16 protein-coding genes and 1 tRNA gene are annotated in these 15,741 nt (G+C 62.2%); 11 read left to right on the top strand and 6 right to left on the bottom strand.

What is annotated here, in order from left to right; genetic code table 11:
• Positions 1 to 211 precede the first annotated feature (211 nt).
• Complete coding sequence (locus tag AC0L2K_RS11985) at positions 212 to 463, top strand: hypothetical protein (RefSeq protein ID WP_473515136.1); 252 nt, start codon at positions 212 to 214, stop codon at positions 461 to 463.
• 149 nt (positions 464 to 612) lie between these two features.
• Here the strand turns inward: AC0L2K_RS11985 and AC0L2K_RS11980 are convergent, their stop codons facing one another.
• Positions 613 to 945: a hypothetical protein gene (locus AC0L2K_RS11980; RefSeq protein ID WP_473531428.1), complete on the bottom strand. Its 333-nt coding sequence runs from the start codon at positions 943 to 945 to the stop codon at positions 613 to 615.
• 147 nt (positions 946 to 1,092) lie between these two features.
• Between AC0L2K_RS11980 and AC0L2K_RS11975 the strand changes: the two genes are divergently transcribed.
• The 3 genes from AC0L2K_RS11975 (at position 1,093) to AC0L2K_RS11965 (ending at position 2,643) form a co-directional block, all read left to right on the top strand.
• Positions 1,093 to 1,542 (top strand): hypothetical protein, encoded by a 450-nt coding sequence (locus AC0L2K_RS11975; RefSeq protein WP_473531427.1) that lies wholly within the window; start codon positions 1,093 to 1,095, stop codon positions 1,540 to 1,542.
• A gap of 430 nt (positions 1,543 to 1,972) precedes the next feature.
• On the top strand, positions 1,973 to 2,170 hold the full coding sequence (locus tag AC0L2K_RS11970) for a hypothetical protein (RefSeq protein WP_128244499.1): 198 nt from the start codon (positions 1,973 to 1,975) through the stop codon (positions 2,168 to 2,170).
• 26 nt (positions 2,171 to 2,196) lie between these two features.
• Entirely contained in the window at positions 2,197 to 2,643 is a 447-nt protein-coding gene (locus tag AC0L2K_RS11965; RefSeq protein WP_236473766.1) for a potassium channel family protein, read from the top strand.
• Positions 2,644 to 3,821: 1,178 nt separating this feature from the next.
• On the opposite strand, the gene AC0L2K_RS11960 is transcribed toward AC0L2K_RS11965, so the two are convergent.
• Both AC0L2K_RS11960 and AC0L2K_RS11955 read right to left on the bottom strand, forming a co-directional pair.
• Positions 3,822 to 3,897, bottom strand: a tRNA-Ala gene (locus AC0L2K_RS11960).
• A gap of 170 nt (positions 3,898 to 4,067) precedes the next feature.
• A complete protein-coding gene (locus tag AC0L2K_RS11955; protein ID WP_027151510.1) occupies positions 4,068 to 4,454 on the bottom strand; it encodes a TIGR02300 family protein in 387 nt (128 codons plus the stop codon).
• Positions 4,455 to 4,650: 196 nt separating this feature from the next.
• On the opposite strand from AC0L2K_RS11955, the gene aroA reads away from it, so the two are divergent.
• The 3 genes from aroA to rpsA all read left to right on the top strand — a co-directional run bounded on the left by aroA (position 4,651) and on the right by rpsA (position 8,688).
• A complete protein-coding gene (aroA, locus tag AC0L2K_RS11950; RefSeq protein ID WP_236393464.1) occupies positions 4,651 to 6,009 on the top strand; it encodes a 3-phosphoshikimate 1-carboxyvinyltransferase in 1,359 nt (452 codons plus the stop codon).
• A 126-nt stretch (positions 6,010 to 6,135) separates the two neighbouring features.
• Positions 6,136 to 6,786, top strand: a complete 651-nt coding sequence (cmk, locus tag AC0L2K_RS11945; protein WP_473531426.1) for a (d)CMP kinase — start codon at positions 6,136 to 6,138, stop codon at positions 6,784 to 6,786.
• A gap of 204 nt (positions 6,787 to 6,990) precedes the next feature.
• Positions 6,991 to 8,688, top strand: coding sequence for a 30S ribosomal protein S1 (gene rpsA, locus AC0L2K_RS11940; RefSeq protein WP_027151507.1), 1,698 nt, complete (start codon positions 6,991 to 6,993; stop codon positions 8,686 to 8,688).
• 147 nt (positions 8,689 to 8,835) lie between these two features.
• On the opposite strand, the gene AC0L2K_RS11935 is transcribed toward rpsA, so the two are convergent.
• The 3 genes from AC0L2K_RS11935 to AC0L2K_RS11925 all read right to left on the bottom strand — a co-directional run bounded on the left by AC0L2K_RS11935 (position 8,836) and on the right by AC0L2K_RS11925 (position 12,130).
• Positions 8,836 to 9,543 carry an SDR family NAD(P)-dependent oxidoreductase gene (locus AC0L2K_RS11935; protein WP_473531425.1) on the bottom strand — a complete coding sequence of 236 codons (708 nt, stop codon included), beginning with the start codon at positions 9,541 to 9,543 and terminating at the stop codon, positions 8,836 to 8,838.
• Positions 9,544 to 9,704: 161 nt separating this feature from the next.
• Positions 9,705 to 11,285 (bottom strand): 5-guanidino-2-oxopentanoate decarboxylase, encoded by a 1,581-nt coding sequence (locus tag AC0L2K_RS11930; protein ID WP_473531424.1) that lies wholly within the window; start codon positions 11,283 to 11,285, stop codon positions 9,705 to 9,707.
• Positions 11,282 to 12,130, bottom strand: coding sequence for a dimethylarginine dimethylaminohydrolase family protein (locus tag AC0L2K_RS11925; protein WP_128244757.1), 849 nt, complete (start codon positions 12,128 to 12,130; stop codon positions 11,282 to 11,284). The genes AC0L2K_RS11930 and AC0L2K_RS11925 overlap by 4 nt, the downstream gene beginning before the upstream one ends.
• Positions 12,131 to 12,348: 218 nt before the next feature.
• Between AC0L2K_RS11925 and AC0L2K_RS11920 the strand changes: the two genes are divergently transcribed.
• From AC0L2K_RS11920 to AC0L2K_RS11905, 4 genes are all read left to right on the top strand, one after another.
• Positions 12,349 to 13,161: an ABC transporter ATP-binding protein gene (locus AC0L2K_RS11920; protein ID WP_036261459.1), complete on the top strand. Its 813-nt coding sequence runs from the start codon at positions 12,349 to 12,351 to the stop codon at positions 13,159 to 13,161.
• A 49-nt stretch (positions 13,162 to 13,210) separates the two neighbouring features.
• Positions 13,211 to 14,005, top strand: coding sequence for a transporter substrate-binding domain-containing protein (locus AC0L2K_RS11915; RefSeq protein WP_473531423.1), 795 nt, complete (start codon positions 13,211 to 13,213; stop codon positions 14,003 to 14,005).
• A 159-nt stretch (positions 14,006 to 14,164) separates the two neighbouring features.
• Positions 14,165 to 14,887 carry an ABC transporter permease gene (locus AC0L2K_RS11910; RefSeq protein ID WP_208602491.1) on the top strand — a complete coding sequence of 241 codons (723 nt, stop codon included), beginning with the start codon at positions 14,165 to 14,167 and terminating at the stop codon, positions 14,885 to 14,887.
• Complete coding sequence (locus AC0L2K_RS11905; RefSeq protein ID WP_023796783.1) at positions 14,887 to 15,696, top strand: ABC transporter permease; 810 nt, start codon at positions 14,887 to 14,889, stop codon at positions 15,694 to 15,696. Before AC0L2K_RS11910 ends, AC0L2K_RS11905 begins: the two co-directional genes overlap by 1 nt.
• Positions 15,697 to 15,741: the final 45 nt, after the last annotated feature.

The following is a 15,741-nucleotide window of genomic DNA, read 5'->3' as shown; positions in this document are numbered from 1 at the left end:
GCCAGTGCTTGGTTCATCGATGCAGAGAGCCGCTCTACACTCCTCCCGGCTGACGGTGACGAGCATAGCTATTCTGCTGCGCCTTTCGGCAGGTAGCCCTTAGCCTCAAGGTTTTCTCGACATAGGCAGCAACCATGCGCCTGTCTGGGAACGGAGTCGCATCATCGCCGTTACCGGCCAACCAAACGCTGCGATGATATGGAGGAACGGCGTGATCGACTTGACTGAGAAGGAAAAGCGCTTTCTCAAGCGCGTTGACACCATCACTCACGTTCCTTGGTCGAACAAAGTCACCGCCGCAGATTCCAAAGGCAAGCCAATGCGGATCGCACGGGCGACGTTTGCCCGATTAAGAGACGACGGCATCATCATCCGATCTACTAGCGACCTAACCTCGAACACCTACGTCATTAATTCTGCACCCGTGACGCCACAAGTCGAGGAAGTGCAGGAAGCGTCCTGATCGGGCGGGGACACGGCGGCGCGTCAATCCTCAACCTCACGCCGGCGCCGCCACCATTCTCTAGGCCGGAGGGTGATGACGCGCAAACATTCGCCGTCGAGCGTTCGCAATGAGAGAGGCGGGCGCTCATTCCGCCTCTCGGTGTCGGCTCAAAACGTCGTGCAGTTCACGGTGTTGCCGAAGCGGTTGCAAGTCGTCGTTTTCGGCTGACTGTTTTGCATGTTGGCAAATGCCGCATTCGCCCTGGCAGATGCCCTGCCGCGAGACGAAATGGACTCGTTTTGGATGCATTGGGCCATGGCCGGGGTCCCTGGCTCGAAGCCGTAGGAAACGCATCGGTTGCGGAAATAGGTTGCCTGTTCCGCCTGCGGTGTGGTGGCAAACCAAGCAGGTGAGCCAGGCATACCTAGGCCCGAACCGGAGCAGCCGCTTAAAAGGATGGTCGCGGCCCCTGCCGCCGCGAAAATATGGTATTTGCGCATGCTGCCCCCTGCGCATGCACTGAACTTCAAAAGCTTCGGCCCCGCAAGGGCCGGCGCGGCGCGCAAATATCCCTTCGAAGCCGAACTTTGGGCAGCGCAGCTGGCGGCGTCGGTTCTCCAGCTGGCTTCCGCAGGGGACGCATCAGCATGAGCGCCGGCGTCAAGACAAAGGCGCTGGCTGCATTCGTGCGGCAGTGCCTTGATCCGCTGCCCGATGCCGTCCTCATCGACACGCACCACAATCAGCTCATGCGTCAGGCGCGCCGACTTCCTTGGCGCAAGGCTGATGCTGTCACCAGCCTGGCAAGAGCGGAAACGGCTTACTGGCAAGAGAAAAGCATTCACGCGATGTACGTCCTGGAGGACGAGGACAAATCTAGCGCCTATTCTGACAAACGGATGATCAGCGTCGACAGGAGCCGGCAGGCTGTGGCCGATCAAATCCGAGTTCCAGCGCCCGATCTAATGGCCGTCCAAATGGAAGCGAGAATCCGCAAAGGACCGATATCTGCCGATCGGCGAGGACGAAGTCGCCAAGATCATTGCGGCGGACGAGGCGTTTCTTGCAGCGCATCCGATCACGAAGCGACCTCGTAGAAAGCGTGGGGGGAGCGACCATCACTGAACCGGACAAAAACTGTCATAGCCCGCTGCCTCACGGTGGCGGGTTTTTCTTTGCGTGAACCTCCGATTAAGATTGACACCTAGCGGCGCATTTCTCCCTCGCCTGTCATGACCGAACCGTAACCTCGACCGGCAAGGGGGAGCGCTGGTTTTGCAGCGAGGCAGAAGCCCGAGCGGCCGGCTGGCGAAAAGCGCGACGGTGGCGTCCGCCTTGCTCCTGTCCCTCAGCTATTGCGCGACTTTGGTTCCGTTGACGCCCGGCAATCATGGAAGGCCGAGGGGCGAGTGATCGAGTTCCGGTTCCCATAGCACACTAGCCCAGCACTAAGCCTGCAATCAAAACGGCAAATCCGATAGAAAGCGGGACCGCCAAAAGCCAGCCCGCCTCCAAAACGCTATTTTCTTGCCGATCCATAACAGTCTCCTCTTTGACGCCGCCCCTGATTACGAAAGCCATTGGGAGCGGTTCGGTTCCGACGATTTTGCCGAGGACCCGGGGAGATGGCACCACCGGGTGCTCGCGTTCGTCCTCACCATTCGCGTGTTCGGCATCGCATCGCGTCGCGTCAGGTCGACGCTGTTCGAACCGCTCGCGCGGTGATAAGCGGTTGAGCATCTGAGTCCTACTTGAAGGTACCGCAATTGCTCATCGCGTTCGCCATATCTGTAGGTCTCGCACTGGTAACGGTTCTGATGCACTATGAAGTGCTAAATATCGCCGGAACGATGAGGCGTCGTTTTTCACTTCCGATGCGGGTTGATCTGCTGCTCTTGGTCGTCGCAGCAATCATTGCTCACGTGGTGGGGATCTGTCTTTTCGCGCTCGCCTACGCCTGGATGAACCACCATCCAGACCTTGGAGGTCTCGCAGGCTTGTTTTCCGGAAGCGCAGCGGATTTCTTCTATTTCTCGGTTACCTGTTACACGACGATCGGCTTTGGCGAAGTCTATGCCACTGGGCCGATGCGAATCGTTGCTGCCTTGGAGGGTCTCAACGGACTCGTCCTGATCGCTTGGTCAGCATCGTTCGCATACGCATCGACTTCGGATCTGTGGAAGCGGGAGCAAGACTGACGCGCGTTTCAGAGGTCGTGTTCCTTCGTCACAGCTGTTCGCGCCGAAAGGTGCGGCGGGCTTTTTCGTTCGGGCGCCAAGGAGCTTGTAACCGTTTACCTGAATGTTCCCCAGGGGGCTTATTCAAAATTTCGCCACTGCACCGCTATCAGAACGGCCCGTTGCTATAGCGTGGTAATCGAGGCCATTACCCACTATTGGGGAGGGTAATTTCGGGACCGGTACGCGCATGCTCCCGAGGGGGGAGTCAGTTCAAGAAGCCTTATAAGACTTAGCCCATTTTAAATAACGGGTTCCCGGTTAATCCACTGCCGCTGATAAACAGCAGGGAAACCGAGCAGCCTGCGGCCCAGACCCTTTTGAACCTTTTGAGTGTTCCCTGTAGGGCGCCCATATAAAATTTCGGCCAGCTGACAGGCGATGCCTCTGGTGCGGCTTACGGCGCTCTAGGCACCTCAAAGTGGTCCCGTCGCCATCGCGATCCAGCTTGGAAATGTGCGGAACCGTACGAAGCGGATTGCACGCAACCAACGCGGTGGCCGGGCATTAATTTAGCAAAGCATCAAATAGGAAAGCATCGGGAGGAAGACCATGCTGCACCTTAACATGCCTGGCGAATTTGAGGTCGGCGATGAGGTTGCGCTAGCAGGTACCGTCATCTCCATTCTCCCTAGCGGCCGAGCCAGAGTGAGCATTCCGTCCTATGACCATCCTTACACGCTAGAGCCGCCACCCAAAGCCCGGGCCGGCGACCGAATAGTTCTTGTTGGGGACGTCACCCGCATCGATCGCGGAGCAGACAAACTCACCGTGCGGATTGACTGCGGCGGCGTGATTACGGTCGACAGGTCGGCAATCACTCGGCTGAGGAAGCACCGCCGGGCTTCAGCCGGTTGACGCTACGGCGACACAACGGCCTGCGCTCGTCGGCATACGGAACATGCAAGCGTATCGTGCCTCAAGCCAATCTAACTTCGAGGGACCTAGGCCCGCGCTAAAGAGTCCGAACATTTCCCATCCCCTCGCCTTTCGGCAAATCTGGCGGAAAACGGAGACTAGGCAAATTTTGCGACCCCCAAAAAGCGCCTCGGGGTGCCCCGGCGGTGCCCCGAACCATTTCAGGGCAACAGGCCCCCGAGGGGGAGAATGCTAATCAACTGAAATCATTACAGAAATTTTGGTGGAGCCAATCGGAATCGAACCGACGACCTCTTGAATGCCATTCAAGCGCTCTCCCAACTGAGCTATGGCCCCACTCCGGCAGTCAACCGGCGCCGTTGCCGGCGAAGAGATCCGGCGCGGGTTGAGACCGCGCCGTTAGTGCAGGCGGCTTCTAACCCCGCCTTCCGTCAATATCAAGCCTTTAAGAGCCGCTTTTTATCAAGAACCCGCGAAAGTCGGCGGGCGCTGTGTGAGAGGCCGGATCAGACTTCGTCGTCGTCATCGCCGACGCCGATCATGTCGGCGACATCGTCGTCCTCTTCCTCTTCGTCGGCGAGGAAGGTATCGTCGTCGTCGCCGAGGTCCACATCGTCCTCGTCATCGCCGAGATCGGGAAGATCGTCGGGCTTCGCATCCTCGTCCGCCTCTTCGAGCGAGACGACCTCGACACCCTCTTCCTCCTCGGCGTCGACTTCCTTCTCGGCAACTTCCTCTTCCTCCTCAAGGGCGGCAATCTTGCCTTCCTCGAAATAAGAGCGGGGATAGTTCTTGCCGGTATAGGGCGAGACGATCGGATCCTTGTTCAGATCGTAGAATTTTTGACCCGTCTCGGGGTCGATGCGTTTGGTGCCAAGTTCGGGTTTTGCCACAGCAAGCCTCGTCGATGAAAGTTTGGTCCCCATAACCACAGTTTACGGCGCTGTCAAAGCCTAAAGCCAGCGTCACAAATCCCCGCGTTGAGCGACCTCTTGCAAGGGGATGACCATTTCCGCCCGCCGTGATACGAGACCGCGCAAACCAGAAGAAAAAGGCCAGCCACCGGCGTTTTTCACCCAAGGAAAACCGATGTCGCATACTGCCGCCCCGAAACCGGCCACCGCCCGCAAATCGCCAGCGCTTTCAGGTACAGCACGGGTGCCCGGCGACAAGTCGATCTCGCACCGCTCGTTCATGTTCGGCGGCCTCGCCTCCGGCGAAACCCGCATCACCGGCCTGCTGGAAGGCGAGGACGTGATGCGCACGGGCGCCGCGATGAAGGCAATGGGCGCGCATATAGAGAAGCGCGGCGCTGAATGGGTGATCCGCGGCACCGGCAACGGCGCGCTGCTGCAGCCGGAAGGCCCGCTCGATTTCGGCAACGCCGGCACCGGCTCGCGCCTCACCATGGGCCTGGTCGGCACCTACGACATGGAGACGACCTTCATCGGCGACGCCTCGCTGTCCGGCCGGCCGATGGGCCGCGTGCTCGAGCCGCTGCGCCAGATGGGCGTGCAGGTGCTGAAGGCGACGCCCGGCGACCGCATGCCGATCACGCTGCGCGGCCCCAAACACGCCGCGCCGATCACCTACCGCGTGCCGATGGCCTCGGCCCAGGTGAAGTCGGCGGTGCTGCTCGCCGGGCTGAACACGCCCGGCATCACCACCGTCATCGAGCCGGTGATGACGCGCGACCACACCGAAAAGATGCTGCAGGGATTCGGCGCCAATCTGTCGGTCGAGACCGACGAGCGCGGCGTGCGCCACATCTTCATCGAGGGCCAGGGCAAGCTCACCGGCCAGACAATCGCTGTGCCGGGCGACCCGTCATCGGCCGGATTCCCGCTGGTGGCGGCGCTGATCGTGCCGGGCTCGGACATTACAATCGAAAACGTGCTGATGAACCCGACCCGCACCGGTCTTTTGTTGACGCTACAGGAAATGGGCGCCCGGATCGACGTTCTCGAGCCGCGCAATGAAGGCGGCGAGGATGTCGCCGATCTGCGGGTGCGCTACTCCGAGCTGAAGGGCGTCACCGTGCCGCCCGAACGGGCGCCGACGATGATCGATGAATATCCGGTGCTTGCTGTCGCGGCGAGCTTTGCCGAGGGCGAGACGCTGATGCAGGGACTGGAAGAGCTGCGGGTGAAGGAATCGGACCGGCTGTCGGCGGTCGCCGAAGGGCTGAAGCTCAATGGCGTCGACTGTACCGAGGGCGAAGCCACACTGGCCGTGCGTGGAAAACCCGGCGGCAAGGGGCTTGGCCAACATCCGAACGGAAAGAGCACCATCGTCCAGACCCATCTCGACCACCGCATTGCCATGAGCTTTCTCGTCATGGGACTGGCAACGGAAAAGCCTGTCACCATCGACGACCAGGCGATGATCGCGACCAGCTTTCCGGAGTTCATGGGGCTTATGAAGGGGCTGGGGGCGGAGATCGAGTGACAGTTGATGGCAATCAATAGCCTTGGAGTGTGGGACCAAATTGGAACGGCGGCAGGACAGAGGGGGGCGCGAAGGATCGCCACGCCTGTCTGGATCATTGCAATTTTCGGTTACGGTGGGCGGCGAATGACTTCAACCTTCACCATCGCCATCGACGGCCCAGCAGGCGCGGGCAAAGGCACCCTTGCCCGCCGACTGGCCGACCATTACCGGCTGAACCTGCTCGACACCGGCCTCACCTATCGCGCGGTGGCGCATGCGCTGCTTCGGCTCGGCCTGCCGCTCGACAATGTCTCGGCCGCCGAGACCGCTGCCCGGCAGGTCGACCTGGCCAACCTCGACCGGTCGGTGCTGACGGCGCATGCGGTCGGCGAAGCGGCTTCGAAAGTGGCTGTCATCCCTTCGGTGCGGCGCATACTGGTCGAAAAGCAGCGCGAATTCGCCAAGGCGCCGCCCGGCGCCGTGCTCGACGGCCGCGACATCGGCACCGTGGTCTGTCCCGACGCCGACATAAAACTCTATGTGACGGCGAGCGCCGAGGTGCGGGCACAACGCAGGCTGGCCGAGATCGAGAGCATCGGCGGCACCGCCGATTTCGACGATATCCTCGCCGATATCCTGCGCCGCGACGAGCGCGACATGGGTCGCGCCGACTCGCCGCTGAAGCCGGCCGCCGACGCGCACTTGCTCGACACGTCGGAAATGGCTATAGAAGCCGCGTTCCTGGCGGCCAAGGCGATCATCGACGACGTTCTGGCCAAGAGAAACAAAGCCTGAGCCGGGTTTCCTGCCGTTGCCGATTGCCGGCGGCGAAAAGATACCCATATCGGGCACGAACCAGCCTGCCAGCATTCTTCATGCGCCGGAATTGCCGCTTAGGCGGCCAAGGGCTTTTTTGAGGCCCGGAACGCCGGCAGGCCAACGCAACGCTAACCCACGGCGCCCGCCCCGCTTGAGATGCAGGGCATTCCAGGAGAAACTATGTCAGTTGCAAATCCCACTCGCGATGATTTCGCGAGCCTGCTCGAAGAATCTTTTTCCGCCGGCCATTCCGGCGAAGGCCAAGTCGTCAAGGGCACGATCACTGCGATCGAAAAGGACATGGCAATCATCGACGTCGGCCTCAAGGTCGAAGGTCGCGTGCCGCTGAAGGAATTCGGCGTCAAGGGCAAGGATTCGACGCTTAAGGTCGGCGACACGGTCGAGGTCTATGTCGAGCGCATCGAGAACGCGCTTGGCGAAGCGATGCTTTCGCGTGAGAAGGCCCGCCGCGAAGAGAGCTGGGTCCGTCTCGAAGAGAAGTTCACCAAGGGCGAGCGCGTCGAAGGCGTCATCTTCAACCAGGTCAAGGGCGGCTTCACCGTCGATCTCGACGGCGCCGTGGCCTTCCTGCCGCGCAGCCAGGTCGACATTCGTCCGATCCGCGACGTCTCGCCTCTGATGCACAATCCGCAGCCTTTCGAAATCCTCAAGATGGATCGCCGCCGCGGCAACATCGTGGTGTCGCGCCGCACCGTGCTCGAGGAGAGCCGCGCCGAACAGCGTTCGGAAATCGTGCAGAACCTCGAAGAGGGCCAGGTGGTCGAAGGCGTCGTCAAGAACATCACCGACTATGGTGCGTTCGTCGACCTCGGCGGCATCGACGGCCTGTTGCATGTCACCGATATGGCATGGCGCCGCGTCAACCATCCGACCGAAATCCTCAACATCGGCCAGACGGTCAAGGTGCAGATCATCCGCATCAACCAGGAAACCCACCGCATCTCGCTCGGCATGAAGCAGCTCGAGAGCGATCCGTGGTCCGAGATCGGAACGAAATTCCCGATCGGCAAGAAGATCAAGGGCACCGTCACCAACATCACCGACTACGGCGCGTTCGTCGAGCTGGAGCCGGGCATCGAGGGTCTCATCCACGTTTCGGAAATGTCGTGGACGAAGAAGAATGTACATCCCGGCAAGATCCTGTCGACGACGCAGGAAGTCGACGTGGTGGTGCTCGAGGTCGATCCGGCCAAGCGCCGCATCTCGCTCGGCCTCAAGCAGACGCTCGAGAACCCGTGGCAGGCTTTCGCCAGCAGCCATCCGGTCGGCAGCCAGGTCGAGGGCGAGGTCAAGAACAAGACCGAGTTCGGCCTGTTCATCGGCCTCGAAGGCGATGTCGACGGCATGGTCCATCTTTCCGACCTCGACTGGACCCGTCCGGGCGAGCAGGTGATCGAGGAGTACAATCGCGGCGACATCGTCAAGGCGCAGGTGCTCGACGTCGACATCGACAAGGAGCGCATCTCGCTCGGCATCAAGCAGCTGGCCAAGGATACGGCCGGCGAGGCGGCGACTTCAGGCGAACTGCGCAAGAACGCGGTCGTCACCTGCGAGGTCACCGGCGTCAAGGATGGCGGCCTGGAAGTGCGGCTGGTCGACAGCGGCATCGAGACCTTCATCAAGCGCTCCGACCTCAGCCGTGACCGCGACGAGCAGCGCCCCGAGCGCTTCACGGTCGGCCAGAAGGTCGATGCCCGCGTCATCGCCTTCGACAAGAAGACCCGCAAGCTGCAGGTCTCGATCAAGGCGCTGGAAATCGCCGAAGAGAAGGAAGCGGTCGCCCAGTACGGCTCGACCGACTCCGGCGCTTCGCTGGGCGACATCCTGGGCGCCGCGCTGAAGAAGCAGGGTAGCTAGGTCCACTAACGCCGCGCCTCGCGCGGCCTGTTAAAAAACCCCGCCGGAGCGATCCGGCGGGGTTTTTGTTTGACCATGGTCAGAGCATCGTAACCCCAAACGTGGCAAACCGATTTTGGGAAATCCGCGCTCAAACAAAAAGATAGATCAGGCCCTGCCGTAAAGCGGCACCAGTGTGCCGCTCATCGCCAGATTGGCCGGCGAAGCGAGGTAGGCGATCGCTTCCGCCGCCGCTTCGAGGCTGACCCATTTGCTGAAATCGGCGGCCGGCATGTCAGCCCGGTTGGCCGGCGTATCGAGGGTCGAGGGCGCGACCGCATTGACCAGGATGCCCTTGCCCTTGAGTTCTTCCGCCATCGCCACCGTCATTGCCGCGACCGCTGCCTTGCTGGCGGCATAGGCGATCATGCCGGAACCGCGCCGCAGGTCGAGCCCGGCACGCGCCGTGATATTGACGATGCGGCCCGACACGGAAGATTCCAGCATTGAGCGGATCGCCGCGCGGCAGCACAGGAAGGTGGTGCGGGCGTTCGTGTCCATCATTTCGGCAAAGGACGCGGGCTCGATCTTCTCGACCGGCGCGGCGGTGAAGCCGCCGGCCAGATGGATGGATGCCCACAAATCCGTAACGCTGGCGAAGAACGCATCGACCTTGGCGGGGTCGGCGAGATCGACATTGTGCGCCAGCCTGACACGTTCATGTGCCGGGAAGGGAAAATGCGCGGGCGCGGCGGCATGGGCGTTCGGCACATGGCAGATCGCGCCCTGCTCCAGCAGTTTGCCGACAACCGCGCCACCGAGCGCTCCGGTGCCGCCGGTCACCACAACATGCCTGCCGTCCAGTGTATCCGTCATCTACGACCGCTCCTGTCACTCTTATGCCGCACCGCCGCCGAAGGTCGCGCCTTTCGCGCAATCACTCAACCGAAATCTTGATGACGCAGCGCCGCTTGTGCGCGTCGGAACGTCGGCCATCCGACGCGGATCGCATCCCCAGGCAGACGCTGCCACAGCACTCAATCGATGGTGATCTCGATGACATACGGCAGTCCGGTCGCCCGCGCGCGCTTGAGTGCGTCTGCCAGATGACCGATGCCGGCGAGCCGCTCGGCGGCAATGCCATAGGCCTCGGCCAGCTTGCAGAAATCAGGCGGCGCCGGCGAGACGCCGACCGGCTCGACGCCGACGTCGAGCATCGAGGTTTCGATTTCGCGATAGCCGAGATTGTTCCAGACGACGAAGATCACCGGCGCCGCAGCGTCGAGCGCGGCGCCCAGTTCCGGCAGCGTGAACTGGAAACCACCGTCGCCGGTGAGACAAACGACCGGCGCATCAGGCACGGCAAGGGCTGCGCCGATCGCCGCCGGCGGACCATAGCCCAGCGCGCCGAAGCCGGTGGCGGCGTTGAACCAGCCGCCCGGACGGTCGTGATCGTAATAGAGGTTGGCGGCATAGACCGGCTGGGTCGAATCGCCGACGATGATCGAGCCCGGCAATGCATCGCGGATCATCTCGACGGCGCGGGTTTGCGCCTGGAGGGCCGGGGCCATTTCGGCAAAGGCTGCTTGCCTTGTCGCAGCGGCGCGAGACTGGCCGTCGCCCGATGGCGGCTGGTCCGTACCAATCTCGACAAGCAGCGCCTCGAGTGCTGCGCCGCAATCGGCATGGATCGAAATCCGGGCGGGCCGGCGGGCAAGCTGGTCGGCGCCGATGTCGATGCGGATCAGATTGGACGGCAGGACAAAGCCACCGTCGCTATATCCGTCGTAGTCGGTCGGGCCGAATTCGGTGCCGGCGGCAATGACCAGATCGGCCTCGGCCATCAATGCACGCACCGCCTTCAGACTGGGGCTGGCCGGCACGCCGAGCGGATGGCGGTGCAGCAGGCCGCGGGCATTGGCCGTCTGGACAACCGGCGCTCCCAGCCTTTCGGCAAGGCGCTGCAACGGCGCTTCGGCTCTCTTGGCGCCGCCGCCGGCAAGGACCAGCGGGCGGCGGGCAGCCGCGCAAAGTTTTGCCGCCTCTGCTATCGCCGCCGGATTCGGCTTGGGCGGCGCGACATTCGTCAGCAAAGCGGCGATGCCGCCGGCCGGCTTGACCATGATATCGGTCGGGATCTCGATATGCACCGGGCCCGGACGCGACGACGAAAACAGGGCGAAGGCGCGGGCAAGAACGCCCGGCAGTTCGTCGGCGTCGGTGACACGGTGCGAAAACAGCGCGACCTTTTCCATCATGCCGCGCTGGTCGGGCAGTTCGTGCAGATGGCCAAGGCCCTTGCCCAGTGTCGGCGTGGCGTTGACGCCCGAGATCACCAGCATCGGAACCGAATCGGCACGGGCCTGGCCCATCGCGGTGATGGTGTTGGTCAGCCCCGGTCCGGTGATGACGAAGGCGATGCCGGGCCTGCCGCCGGCGCGCGCATAGCCGTCGGCCATGAACCCGGCGCCCTGTTCATGACGCGGGGTGACGTGGCGAATCTTCGAGCGCCCCAAGCTGCGATAGAGCTCGACCGTATGCACACCCGGAATGCCGAAAACCGTGTCGACATCATGGGCTTCGAGCAAAGTGATGAGCGCTTCGCCGACTGTCGTCATTGCCTGAGCACCGGACGTGTGAGGCAGGTCGGTCCGCCCTCGCAGGCGATGCACAGTGCGTCCGCCTCGAAGGTTGAAACCCTGCAGCCGGCTGCCGCCATGGCCGCCGCCGTCTTCGGGAAGCCGGCAACGGCGATCACCTCGCGCGGCGCGGTCGGCAGCACATTGAGGCTGAGGCCGTTGGAGGCGAAGAACTCCCCGGCGTCGCCTTCGACCAGGCGAATGCCTCGCGCCCGCAGCATCTGGTAGAAGGCAGCCGGCAAAAGCGGTGCATAGACCAGCGCCAGATCGTCGGCCAGCGGACTGATCACCGACATCAGATGCAGGCAGGCGTCCTCGCCATGCCAGAGCGGCAGGTCGTAGCCATAGACCTGGATACCCCTGGGGGTGAGCAGGTTGGCGAGTTGCTGGATGCCGTCCTGGTTGGTGCGCACGCCGCGGCCGACGGCCAGGGTCAGTGAATCCACCCAGACGCAATCACCGCCCTCGACCTGTCCGGGAGGCTCGATGCGGCCGAGGATAGGTACGCCCATGCGCTTGTAGGCCGCCTCGTGCAGGCCGGGCTCGGCCCGGCGCAGCGCCTTGCCCATGGCGAGGATGATGGCGCCGTGGTCGGTCATCAACGAAGGATCATGCGTGAAGACCGAATCGGCAAGCCCGTCATCGGCGTCGGTCAGCCATTCGATCGCGGCGCCGGATGCCAGAACCAGCGTCGTCAGCGCCTCATGCTGGGCGGCGGCCTTTTGCGGATCGAAGCCCGCACCATAGTGCCATTCCGATGTTTTGGCGCGGGCCATAGCGCTTGCGGCGGACCGCATCAGCACGCGCTGCAGGGGCCCGGCCATGGACTGCGACCCGTATGCTTTACCCACCAAGTGCTCCTGAACCATCCCATCCAGCCAATAGCCACTCAGCGAGCAGTGATCAATGGTCCAAAAAGCATGGTTGACGGAGGCAAGCGGAACGGTACATCTTGAGAATGAGAAGTCTGTCCAGTGATGGTAATGGGTAAAAAATTCCAGCAGCGACGGGTCCGGCCATTTCGTGAGGCACCGCAAAGGTGATAGCGCAAGGCACCGCCCCCGCCCTGAAGTACACGGCGCAGAACGACGCCGCCGAAGCCATCCATGTCGAGAACCTGCATAAACGATTCGGCGAACTGCATGTGCTGAAAGGCGTTTCGCTGTCGGCGCGCGACGGCGAGGTCATCGCCATCATTGGCGGCAGCGGCTCGGGAAAATCGACCCTGCTGCGCTGCATCAATTGCCTGGAGAACCCGACCAGCGGGATCGTTCGCGTCAATGGCGAGGAGATCCGGATGAAGGCCGACAGTCACGGCCACACCGTTCCCGCCGACCGCAAGCAGATCGAGCGCATCCGCTCCAAGCTCGGCATGGTTTTCCAGAATTTCAATCTGTGGAGCCACATGACGCTGATCGAGAACGTCATCGAGGTTCCCGTGCATGTTCTGGGCGTCAAGCGCGATGTGGCCATCGCCGAGGCGGAAAAGCTGCTTGCCCGCGTCGGCCTGGCCGAAAAGCGCGATGTCTATCCGGCCTATCTGTCAGGCGGCCAGCAGCAGCGTGCGGCCATCGCCCGGGCGCTGGCCATCAATCCGCGCGTCATGCTGTTCGACGAGCCGACCTCGGCGCTCGACCCGGAACTGATCGGCGAGGTGCTGAAGGTGATCGGCGACCTGGCACGCGAAGGCCGCACCATGGTGCTGGTCACCCATGAGATGAAGTTCGCCCGCGAGGTCGCGACGCATGTCGTCTACCTCTACAACGGACTGGTCGAGGAAGAAGGGCCGCCGGAGCAGATCTTCGGCGCACCGAAATCCGAAAGGCTGAAGCAATTCATCCGCAACATCGGTTAAGCCGAGGCGGACGAAAAACGGGAACAACAACAAACTGGGAGTTTTTGGCATGAAGACCGTTCTGAAAACATTTGCCGCAGCACTTCTGCTCGGCGTCGCCGCGATGAGCATGGCAAAGGCCGAGCCGGTCAAGATCGGCGTCGCTGCCGAACCCTATCCGCCGTTCACCTCGCCGGATGCTTCCGGCAAATGGGTTGGCTGGGAGGTCGAATTCATCGACGCGGTCTGCGCCGAGCAGAAACTCGATTGCGTCATCACCCCCGTCGCCTGGGACGGAATCATCCCGGCGCTGACGACCAAGAAGATCGACGTCATCGCCAGTTCCATGTCGATCACCGACGAGCGCAAGAAGACGATCGACTTCTCCGACAAATATTACAACACCCCGACAGCTATCATCGGACCGAAGGACCAGAAGTTCGGCGCTACCCCGGAAGATCTCAAGGGCAAGATCATCGGCGTGCAAGTTTCGACCGTGCATGCCGACTACGTCAAGAAGCACTTCACCGAAGCCGCGGAAATCAAGGAATATCAGACCCAGGACGAAGCCAATCAGGATCTTGCCGCCGGCCGTGTCGATGCCGTGCAGGCCGATTCCATCGCGCTCGATGCCTTCCTGAAATCGGATCAGGGCAAGCAATGCTGCGATCTGAAGGGCACGGTCGCGCCGGATCTGGCGATCCTCGGGCCCGGCGTCGGCGCCGGTGTCCGCAAGGAGGACACCGAGTTGAAGGAGAAGATCAACGCCGGCATCAAGGCGATCCGCGCCAACGGCAAATATGACGAGATTTCGAAGAAATACTTCGATTTCGACATCTATGGCGCCGACCCACAGTCGAATTGACGGCGTGCATCCCCGAGCGAACAACCACGCGGCGCAGACAGCGCGCCGTGTGGCTTCGTCGAACTCTACCTATGCAAGCTTTCCGCTGACGGCATCGCCGGTGGTTTTGGCGCCAGCAATTCGGGGGCGACGCTGATCGACGCATTTCTTCCGGCCTCTGTGGCCCGCATCATCGAACTGCTTTCGCCGACGCCACCCGGTTGGGGCGGAACGCTTCTGGTCGGACTGCTCCACTCGGTCGAGATCGCTGCCGGTGCGTTCGGTCTCGGCCTCGTCATCGGCATTTGCGGTGCGTATGGCAAGCTCTATGGCGGGCCTGTGGTGCGCGATCTGCTGGCAGTCTATACGACGATCGTCCGCGCCGTGCCGGAGCTAGTGCTGATCCTGCTGCTCTATTATGCCGGCACCGATTTGATCAACCAGTTGCTGACGGCAATGGGATATCAGCGCATCGATATCAGCGGGCTGGTGGCCGGCATTGCCGTGCTCGGCTTCGTCCAGGGCGCATATTCGACCGAGGTGATGCGCGGCGCGATCCTTGCCATCCCGCAGGGACAGATCGAAGCCGCGCGCGCCTATGGCATGTCTCCCGGCCTGCTGCTGCGACGCATCACGCTGCCGGCGATGCTGCCTTTCGCCATACCCGGCCTTGCCAATCTCTGGCTGATCGCCACCAAGGACACCGCCCTGCTGGCGGTCGTCGGCTTCTTCGAACTGACATTGGCCACCCGGCAAGCGGCGGGCGTGACCAAGGCCTATCTTACCTTCTTCCTCGCCGCGGGCGTGATCTATCTTCTGTTGACGCTGGTCTCCAATCTGATCATCGGCCGCATCGAGGTCTGGGCTCGGCGCGGCATGCCCTCGCTCAAGGAGGCGCGGTGATGGCTGTCGAAACGACCATCGTCAACGTAGCCGCCCGCGCGTCGCTGTGGTTGCAGCCGCACCGCATCGTGCTGATTGTGACTGGACTGGCGCTGGTTTTCGCGGCCGCTTTTTTCATGCGCTGGGACTGGCTGCCGCAATATTACGAAATGGCGCTTGTCGGCCTCTGGCGTACGCTCTGGATCCTCGCCGTCACCTGCACACTGGGCTTCCTGCTCGCCGTGCCGCTCGGATTGGCGCAGGCTGCCGGCCCGTTCTGGCTCGCGGCGCCTGCAAAGGCCTTCTGCACCGTCATCAGGGGAACGCCACTGCTGCTGCAGCTCTGGCTGCTCTACTATGGGCTCGGCTCGCTGTTTCCACAGTACCCATGGGTACGCGAGTCCTGGATGTGGCCGTATCTCAGGCAAGCATGGCCCTATGGCGTCCTGGCGCTGACCTTGTCCTTCGCCGGTTACGAGGGGGAAGTCATGCGGGGTGCCTTCGCCGGCGTGCCGAAAGGACAGTTGGAAGCGGCGCGCGCCTTCGGCATGAGCCGCTGGAAGATCCTGCGGCGGATCTGGCTGCCACAAGCCTTCTACCGGGCGCTGCCGACGCTGACCGGCGAAACCGTGCTGCAACTGAAATCGACGCCGCTGGTGGCGACCATCAGCGTGATCGACATATTCGCCGTCTCGTCAAAGGTGCGGCAGAGCACGTTCCTCACCTATGAACCCTTGCTGCTCCTGGCGTTGATCTATATGGCGATCACCGGCATCCTGGTCTTCGCCCTCGGCAAGATCGAGGCGCGGATCCCGAACAAAATTGGTTAGTGAGGAGCGAATAGGAGTAGCGAATAGCGAATAGTTCGCTGATTT

This window comes from Mesorhizobium sp. WSM4817, from assembly GCF_055811135.1.
The sequence above is the reverse complement of the archived record's forward strand: the minus strand, read 5'-3'. Positions and strand labels throughout refer to the sequence as shown.